The organism is Rhodococcus sp. (in: high G+C Gram-positive bacteria) (assembly GCF_049286785.1).
Classification (GTDB): Bacteria; Actinomycetota; Actinomycetes; order Mycobacteriales; family Mycobacteriaceae; genus Rhodococcus_F.
This window is the reverse complement of sequence record NZ_JBAQEO010000198.1, coordinates 1-8,827: the sequence shown is the minus strand read 5'-3', so window position 1 is coordinate 8,827 and position 8,827 is coordinate 1. Positions and strand designations below refer to the sequence as shown.

Here is an 8,827-nt window from a genome sequence, read left to right as displayed (position 1 = left end):
GGGTGAGGGACTGCCAAGCCTCTCCGGCTTTGTCAGAGGTTGCAGATAGACTGCACGTGTCGGATTCCCGCTCAGTGTCGTTCATGGCGTGCCTTCTTTCATGGTCTTCCTGTGACGGGTGAGTGACTGACGGCGGCGCATCGCTGCCAATCCCTCGCCGAGTTTGTCGACGGAGCCGCTGGCCCGGCGCGTGCTGTGCGCGACGTACAGGGTTGTGGTCGCCAGGTCCCTGTGACCAAGGAGCTGCTGGACGTCGCGCACGTCCGCGCCCATGTCGCACATTACCGTCGCGAATCGGTGCCGCAGGGTGTGCAGTGTGTATGAAAGTCCTAGCCCCTGTAGGTGTTTCGAGGCTTGCTGGCTGAGGTAATTCGGGGTGAAAGGCTGCCCGTTGCGTCGGCGGAAGATGGGTCCGGACTGACGCAGCTGAGGGCGCAGCTCTTCGACGACACCCCTGGGGACGCGGACGACCCGCTGGTGCCCGCCCTTGCCGTTCACGGTGAGGTATCCGCCTCCGGTGGGCTCGATACGAAGATCCCCTCGACAAATCTTCGCAATCTCACCGGCCCGCAGTCCGCAGAAAGCGGCGAGGAGCAGCCAGCAGTACAACTGATGGTCGTGCTGGGCCGTGATCAGGGCGACGCGCAGATCGTCCTCGGGGATCGGGCGGGGCATGCGCCGTTTGATCTTCGGCATTACCAGGTTCCGTGACGGGTCCGCACCGATCAGTTCCGACTCGAGAGCCCAGGCATAGAAGGCGCGGACGTGGGATGTGTATGTGGCGATCGAGGATGACGACACCGACAGCGAGCGTTGCCATTTCTCCAGCTCGGCCGGTGTGGCCTGGACCAGTGGTTTGCCGAGGTGGGCGTGGAGGCGCTCGAGCTGCCCGCGCCGGTGGTCAGCAGTAGTCGGCTGGAGATTGCGCAGCCGCAGGTGGGCGATGTGCTGAGTAATCGAAGTATCAACCATCACTTGAGCTTTGTCCGACTGGGCTGGACTCGCAGCCGATCCGTACTTATTCGTTGCGCGAACTACACCAGGCCGTGACATGGTGTGGTCAGGTGGTTACACGCGGGACGCATGCGGGTGAGGACCGGCTCATTAAGTGAGCGGATCTGTGTCGTGACCTGGTCTTCTTGCCGAGAACTAAGTCCGACTTACGCTCAACATACTGCTGAGTAAGAATAGTAGGCAACAGCCCATTGCACCAGATCCTTGGAGACGACAGTGACCAGCACAGCTCCCGACAACTCGAACTCCGCGGCATCGGCGCGGGGCGGACGGCAGCGGCGCTCACGGAGCGACCAGGCCGTCGCCATCGTGGGCGGAAACCGCATTCCGTTCGCTCGCTCCGACAAGGCGTACGCACAGGCGTCCAACCAGGACATGTTCACCACGACCCTCGATGGTCTGGTAAGTCGCTTCAACCTTCAGGGCGAGAAGCTCGGCATGGTCGTCGGCGGAGCCGTCCTCAAGCACAGCCGCGACTTCAACCTCATGCGTGAGTGCGTGCTCGGCAGCGCCCTGAGCCCCTACACCCCGGCCTTCGACCTGCAGCAGGCGTGCGGCACCGGCCTGCAGTCGATCGTCGCCGTCGGTGACGCCATCGCCGCAGGGCGCATCGAGGCGGGTGTCGGCGGCGGTGTCGACACCACGTCGGACGCCCCGATCGGTGTCAACGACGAACTGCGTGAGTTCCTGCTCTCGCTGAACCGGGCGAAGAGCGTGGGTGACCGCGTCAAGCTGCTCGGCAACGTGCGTCCCTCCATGCTCGGTATCGAGATTCCCCGCAACGGGGAGCCGCGCACCGGCATGTCGATGGGTGATCATGCGGCCGTCACGGCAAAGGAGTTCGGGATCCGCCGTGAGGATCAGGACGAACTGGCCGCCGCGAGCCACAAGAACATGGCTGCCGCCTACGATCGCGGATTCTTCGACGACCTGGTGACGCCGTTCCTGGGTCTGACCCGCGACGACAACCTGCGGCCCGGGTCCACGGTCGAGAAACTGTCCACCCTGAAGCCGGTTTTCGGGGTCAGGGCCGGGGACGCGACCATGACGGCCGGTAACTCCACCCCGCTCACCGACGGGGCGTCGGCGGTCCTGCTCTCCACCGACGAGTGGGCTGCCGAGCGCAAACTCCCGGTGCTGGCGCATCTCGTGGACTCCGAGACCGCGGCCGTCGATTACGTGCACGGCAGGGACGGGCTGCTCATGGCTCCCACCTATGCCATCCCGCGCCTGCTGGCCCGCAACGGCCTCACCCTCCAGGATTTCGACTTCTACGAGATCCACGAGGCCTTCGCGTCGGTCGTCCTCGCGACGCTGCAGGCCTTCGAATCGGACGAGTACTGCAAAGAGCGGCTCGGCCTCGACGGGGCGCTCGGATCCATCGATCGCAGCAAGCTGAATGTCAACGGGTCGTCGCTGGCGGCGGGCCACCCGTTCGCCGCAACCGGGGGCCGCATCGTCGCGTCGCTCGCCAAGATGCTCGCGGAGAAGGGTTCGGGCCGCGGTCTCATCTCGATTTGCGCCGCCGGCGGCCAGGGTGTGACCGCAATCATAGAGGCCTGATTCGGCGGGTCCTGCCGGTAGCTGTCGGACCGGAAAGATCGGGCCTTCGTGCAGTGCATTCGGGGTCCGGCGACGAGGGGTGGCCGGAACCCGGAAAATTTCTACGAGGGGTGTAACGCTGGAGATCAGCTGGCGATATCCCCCACAGCCCCGTGTTGCTGCCTGACCCCCGACCTGGCAGCAGCGCGGGGTGCTCTATTTTCCGATGACCGCGACTCCCGGCCGCCGGGGCCCACGGGTGATGGCAGCATGTGCTGCGTCCGAACCCGTGCGACGCGCAGATATCGGACGACTCCGCTTGAATCGGACACGGTGCCGGCGGCAAGCTGAAAACCGGCAGGCACGATTATTCGGTGAGAGGGCCACGTGAGCGACGAAGACGGCGACGCAGGGAGCACTGCACCCGGGCGGCCGACGCCGGACACTTCCCCGGGGCGGCCGGGTCCGGACGAGTCCCCGACGGAGTCGCTGGACCTCGGTGCGCTGCGTGGGCCTCCCGCCGCGCCGGAGCCCGCTGCGGGTGCGGAACCGCAGGCGAACGAGGACCCCACCCGGGTGATCCCCGCAGTCGCCTCTCCTGCGCCGCCGCCGCCGGGCGAGACCGCCCGGATTCCTTCGGGCACCACCGCACCACCTCCTGTGGCCGCCCCGCCTGACGACGACCGGGCCCAGGCTCCGGAGACTCCGTCGGCGCGACCTCCGTGGGTCAGGATCGCCGCGATAGCGGGGGGTGTGTTCGCGGTGCTCGGCATTGCGTACGCCGCGGACCTCGCCGTGTCGTCGGGCAAGGTGCCCCGCGGGGTCACCGTGGCGGGAATCGAGGTGGGTGGCTCGTCCCGCGCGGAGGCCGAGGCGACGTTGCAGGCGCAGCTGGGTCCCCGCACCGATCAGCCGGTTCCGGTGCAGGCAGGGGACGTCTCGGCGGAGATCGTTCCGTCCGCAGCCGGCCTCGCGGTCGATTGGGAGGCCACCCTCGACCGCGCCGACGCGCAGCCGCTCAACCCGTTCACCCGACTCACCTCGTTCTTCACCACCGACGAGATCGGTGTGGCGTCGACCCGCGACGAAGCGGCGCTGGCCGCCGCAGTCGAGGGCCTTCGCGCGCAAACCGACCGCGCGACCCGTGAAGGAAACGTGGTGTTCGAGGGTGCGACCCCGGTCCCGGTGTCGCCGACCGCAGGCCAGAATCTGAACGGTGAGGGCGCCGAGGCGGCGCTGACCGAGAAATGGGCCTTCGGGCTTCCCATCGAACTTCCCGTCGAGGTCGTGCCCGTCTCCGTCAGCGAGGAGAGTGTGCAGCGTGCGCTGACCGATGTGGCCGTGCCGGCAGCGTCGGCAGATCTGGTGGTCACCGGGCGCAACGGCGTGGTCGCCACCGCGCCGCGACAGCAGATCGGGGCCATTCTCGCCTTCGAGCCGGACGGCAACGGCGGGCTGAAGCCGGTGTACAACTTCGAGGCCGCCACCGCGATTCTCGCGCCGCAGCTGGTGTCGACCGAGATCATGCCGAAGGATGCCGACATCACACTCGAGGGCGGATCACCGGTGGTCGTGCCGGCAGTGGTCGGCGACCTGGTGCAGTGGCCGAAGACACTCGAGAATCTTCCGCAGCTCTTGGCTACCACCGGTTCTCATACCACCGCCGCGGTATACGGTCCCGTTCCGCCTGCCCTCACCACCGACGCCGCCGGAGCGCTCGGGGTGAAGGAAGTGATCGGCGAGTTCACGACGGGCGGGTTCTCTGCGGCGTCGGGCACCAATATTCGTCTCGCGGCCTCCGAGATCAACGGTGCTCTGATCAAGCCGGGCGAGACGTTCTCGCTCAACGGATACACGGGGCCGCGCGGTGCCGCGCAAGGTTATGTGGAATCGGGCATCATCAACAACGGCCGCCCGGATAAGGCCATCGGTGGCGGTGTGAGTCAGGTTGCCACCACGCTGTACAACGCCGCGTACTTCGCCGGTATGGAAGATGTGGCCCACACCGAGCACTCCTACTACATCTCGCGCTACCCCGAAGCGCGGGAGGCGACCGTCTTCGAAGGTGCCATCGATCTCCAGTTCCGCAACCCCACCGACACCGGTGTGCTGATCCAGGCCATCGGCGGTAGCTCGGAACTCACCATCCGGTTCTGGGGCACCAAGACCGTGCAGGTGCAATCCATCACGGGTAACCGCACCAATTTCACGCAGCCGGACACGATCACGCTGCCCGCGGGTGAGGGCTGCGTGCCGTCCAGCGGAGCCCAGGGCTTCACCACCAGCGACACGCGGGTGATCACCGATACCGCCACCGGTCGCGAGATCTCGCGGAACACCCGGACCGTCCGCTATGACCCCGTTCCGAACGTCACGTGCGTCGCTCCGGCCCAGTCCGAGCAGGCGGATCGCGCACCCGCGCCAGAAGCTCCGGCGCCTGCTCCGGCGCCCGCCCCGCCGCAGAGTCCCGAACCGCCCACACCGGCATCGGGTGACGGCCAGGACGAGTGACGCGAATCTTCTACGGTCGCAACCCTTCGCGGTAGAAGCACCCCTCCGGCGGACCCGGACGGTGCGCCTGGAGGAAAAAGAGCTCGGCGGCAGCGAATACCCCTGCCGCCGAGCTCTCGCGTGTGAAGACGCCGATCAGAATGCGGCTTCGTCGAGCTCCATGATGTCGGTGTCGATGTTGATGAGGATGCCGCGGGTGGCGGTCAGCTCGGGCAGAACGTTCTTCGCGAAGAAGGACGCGATGGCGACCTTTCCTTCGTAGAACGCCTTGTCCTTGTCGGCGGCACCGTCGTCGAGGGCGTTGATGGCGATCTCGGACTGACGCAGCAGCTGCCAGCCGATGAGCAGGTCGCCGACGGACATCAGGAACCGGACCGAGCCGAGTCCGACCTTGTACAGCTCGGACGGCTGCTCCTGCGCACCCATCAGGAAGCCGGTGAGGGTGGCGGCCATGGTCTGGACGTCCTCGAGGGCGGTCGCGAGCAGTGCACGCTCGGCCTTGAGGCGCCCGTTGCCGGCCTCACTGTCGATGAACTTCTTGACCTCGCCGGCGACGTGGGCCAGTGCCACACCGCGGTCGCGGGCGATCTTGCGGAAGAAGAAGTCCTGCGCCTGGATGGCGGTGGTGCCCTCGTACAGGGAGTCGATCTTGGAGTCGCGGATGTACTGCTCGATCGGGTAGTCCTGCAGGAAGCCGGAACCACCGAGGGTCTGGAGGCTCTCGGTCAGGTACTGGTAGGCCCGCTCGGAGCCGACGCCCTTGACGATGGGCAGCAGCAGGTCATTGACGCGGTGAGCAAGGTTCTCGTCGGCACCGGATACCAGCTTGGCGAACTCGACGTCCTGGTGTGCGGCCGTGTACAGGTATACGGCGCGCAGTCCCTCTGCGTACGCCTTCTGAAGAGCCAGGCTGCGGCGGACGTCCGGGTGGTGGGTGATGGTGACGCGCGGTGCGGTCTTGTCCGTCATCTGTGTGAGGTCGGCACCCTGGACGCGCTCCTTGGCGTAGCCGAGAGCGTTGAGGTAACCGGTGGAGAGGGTGGCGATTGCCTTGGTGCCCACCATCATGCGGGCGTGCTCGATGACGTCGAACATCTGGGCGATGCCGTTGTGGACCTCACCGACGAGCCAGCCCTTGGCCGGGACGCCGTGGCCACCGAAGGTGAGCTCACAGGTGGCCGAGACCTTCAGGCCCATCTTGTGTTCGACGTTGGTGACGAAGACGCCGTTGCGCTCACCGAACTGCTCTGTCTCGAAGTCGAAGTGGGTCTTGGGGACGAAGAACAGCGACAGACCCTTGGTGCCCGGACCCGCACCTTCGGGGCGGGCGAGGACGAGGTGGAAGATGTTCTCGAACAGGTCGTCGGAATCAGCGGAGGTGATGAACCGCTTGACGCCCTCGATGTGCCATGAGCCGTCGTCCTGCTTGACGGCCTTGGTGCGGGCTGCGCCCACGTCGGAACCGGCGTCCGGTTCGGTGAGGACCATGGTGGATCCCCATCCGCGTTCGACGATGGTCGCGGCCCACTTCTTCTGCTCTTCGGTGCCGTTGTTGAACAGGACATCCGCGAACGCGGGACCGGCCTGGTACATGTGCGCGGCGGGCTGCGCACCCAGGATGAGTTCACCGATGGCCCACACGACGGAACGGGGGACGGGAACGCCGCCGATCTCTTCGGACAGTCCCATGCGGAACCACTCGGCATCCCAGAGAGCGCGGAACGATTTCTTGAACGACTCCGGCAGTGTCACCGAATGCGTTTCGGGATCGAAGACCGGAGGGTTGCGGTCGGCATCGGCAAAGGATTCGGCAAGGGGTCCCTCGGCAAGACGAGCGACCTCGCTGAGCATGTTGCGCACGGTGTCGGCGTCCAGGTCGCCCCACACGCCTTCGCTCAGTGGCTTCTCGAGACCGAGCACCTCGAAGAGGTTGAACTCCAGGTCGCGGACGTTGCTCTTGTAATGGCCCATGTCTTCTGTCTCTCCCAGTGAGATGGTGCGGTCTATCCGTCGAGTACCGCCCAAGTTATTACTCGTCGGTAACTTAAACGATATTACGCGCGATTCACTTCACTGCCAAGACTCGGGCGACGGGCGACGACGAGCGCATCGATGGCTGTTCCGGCGTCCGTGTCGCGATAGCGGCGTTCGGCAATGTCGATGTCCAGCCGTCCGCCGATCTCGCTCACCAAAATGTCTGGCGTGTAAAGGATTTCGGTATCCTGGGGACCGCCCACGCCCTCTGGCACGTTGATGGCGTCGTGCCCCAGAATCATGAGGATTCCGTCAGGTTTCAGGGCGGATATGGCATGGTTCACAGCCCGCAGCCGATCGTCCGCGGCGAGGTGGAGATAGATCATGAGGACGAGGTCGTATGGTCCGCCGAGGTCCGAATCGGTCACATCGGCGACTCGATAGTCGAGTCGCTCACGTACCGACCGGGGCGCTTCGGCGGCCACCCGGCGGGCCTTGTCGAGAGCGACAGCCGAGTAGTCCAGTCCGGTCACCTCCCAGCCGCGCGTGGCGAGCCACAGCGCGTTGCGGCCCTCACCGCACGCGAGGTCGAGCGCCCGGCCGCGGGGTAACGACGTGGCCTGCTCGACCACCACGGCGTTCGGTGGTGCGCCCCAGACCAGATCGGTTTGTGAATACCGTTCGTCCCACGCAGATGCATCCATGGCATCGACGTTAGTGCGCGGCGTGAAGAAGGCGGAGTGAAGGAACCGTCAGTTGAGGCGGGTGTGCAGCAGCAGCACGTTGTAGTTGTTGTGGACCGTGGTGAGGAAGTACAGGTCCGGGCCCGACGACCACGGGTGGATGTAGGCCCCGTACGCGGAGGGAAGTTCCCGGGTATCGACCAGGACCTCGGGCGGGCTCCACGGTCCGGTCAGCGATGGGGATCGCCTCATGACCACCGAGTTGTTCTGGTCGGTGGTCAGCATGAGGTACTGACCGAGGTACTGGTTGTAGGCCACCGACAACTCGCCGACTCCGCCGGGCATGATCGGCTTGGCGACATCCGGGTTGCCCTTGATCCATTTCGCGCCGTCGAAGTACTCGTACGCGCCGAGATCCATGATCTGAGCCTCCGGGACGCGGGCGATGTGGACGAGTCCACCGCGGCCGGCGGGGGTGCCGTACTGATAGACGAAACCGCCATCCTTGACGAAGGCACTCATCTGGAAATTCGCGTTGCCGCCCGCGTTGGGCCGCTGCGTTTCGGGTGCGACGTTCCAGTTCTCCCCGTTGTCTTGGGAGTACACGAGCCCGGAGTAGTTGGTTTCCCACGTGCCCGCCGGACCCCAGGTCTTCACCGACATCATGCTCATGACCTGCGTGTTACCGACAGCAACGCCGGCGGTGGGGATGCGGCTGATTTCGACGAACGGAATCTTGGGGCTCGGGACGAGTTCCTTCGACTGGCCGAAGATGTCGCGCGGCGAGCTGTCGAAGTTCATTCCGTCGGACAGGACGCCGTCGGAGCTGCGGAACAACGTGCTGCTGCGCCACGCCCACAGGCTGCCCGACAGCAGGTTCGGCAGGCCGAGTCCGGCAGAGTCGCCGAAGGCCGTGAGAATCTGTCCCTGACCGTTGTCCCACATGATGCCGAGGTCGGTGCCCAGGACATTGGCGTCCTGGGTGCGGTTGGGACTGAGCATGCCCGTCTGCTGGGCGACGGCTCGCGTGCGGCCGTTGAGGTTGGGGAGCCCGTTGGTTCCGTTGAGTCCGGGGATCGGATTGATGGCGTTCGGATTCGCGG

General features: G+C 65.8%; 6 protein-coding genes. 2 read left to right on the top strand and 4 right to left on the bottom strand.

Features of this window, described 5'->3' with window-relative positions; translation table 11 throughout:
• Positions 1-81: 81 nt before the first annotated feature.
• On the bottom strand, positions 82-972 hold the full coding sequence (locus tag WAW17_RS08175; RefSeq protein ID WP_422332484.1) for a tyrosine-type recombinase/integrase: 891 nt from the start codon (positions 970-972) through the stop codon (positions 82-84).
• A 258-nt stretch (positions 973-1,230) separates the two neighbouring features.
• Between WAW17_RS08175 and WAW17_RS08170 the strand changes: the two genes are divergently transcribed.
• Both WAW17_RS08170 and WAW17_RS08165 read left to right on the top strand, forming a co-directional pair.
• Positions 1,231-2,577, top strand: a complete 1,347-nt coding sequence (locus WAW17_RS08170) for an acetyl-CoA C-acetyltransferase (RefSeq protein ID WP_422332483.1) — start codon at positions 1,231-1,233, stop codon at positions 2,575-2,577.
• A 366-nt stretch (positions 2,578-2,943) separates the two neighbouring features.
• A complete protein-coding gene (locus WAW17_RS08165) occupies positions 2,944-5,067 on the top strand; it encodes a VanW family protein (RefSeq protein ID WP_422332482.1) in 2,124 nt (707 codons plus the stop codon).
• Positions 5,068-5,202: 135 nt separating this feature from the next.
• On the opposite strand, the gene WAW17_RS08160 is transcribed toward WAW17_RS08165, so the two are convergent.
• From WAW17_RS08160 to WAW17_RS08150, 3 genes are all read right to left on the bottom strand, one after another.
• A complete protein-coding gene (locus WAW17_RS08160) occupies positions 5,203-7,038 on the bottom strand; it encodes an acyl-CoA dehydrogenase (protein ID WP_422332481.1) in 1,836 nt (611 codons plus the stop codon).
• A gap of 83 nt (positions 7,039-7,121) precedes the next feature.
• On the bottom strand, positions 7,122-7,745 hold the full coding sequence (locus WAW17_RS08155; RefSeq protein WP_422332480.1) for a class I SAM-dependent methyltransferase: 624 nt from the start codon (positions 7,743-7,745) through the stop codon (positions 7,122-7,124).
• A gap of 48 nt (positions 7,746-7,793) precedes the next feature.
• A partial coding sequence (locus WAW17_RS08150) for a DUF4185 domain-containing protein (RefSeq protein WP_422332479.1) occupies positions 7,794-8,827 on the bottom strand: 1,034 nt, incomplete at its 5' end.

Excerpts from the sequence above, each read along its gene's own strand:
- WAW17_RS08155 (WP_422332480.1), bottom strand. The coding sequence starts at position 7,745 with ATGGATGCATCTGCGTGGGACGAACGGTATTCACAAACCGATCTGGTC.
- WAW17_RS08175 (WP_422332484.1), bottom strand. The coding sequence starts at position 972 with ATGGTTGATACTTCGATTACTCAGCACATCGCCCACCTGCGGCTGCGC.
- WAW17_RS08160 (WP_422332481.1), bottom strand. The coding sequence starts at position 7,038 with ATGGGCCATTACAAGAGCAACGTCCGCGACCTGGAGTTCAACCTCTTC.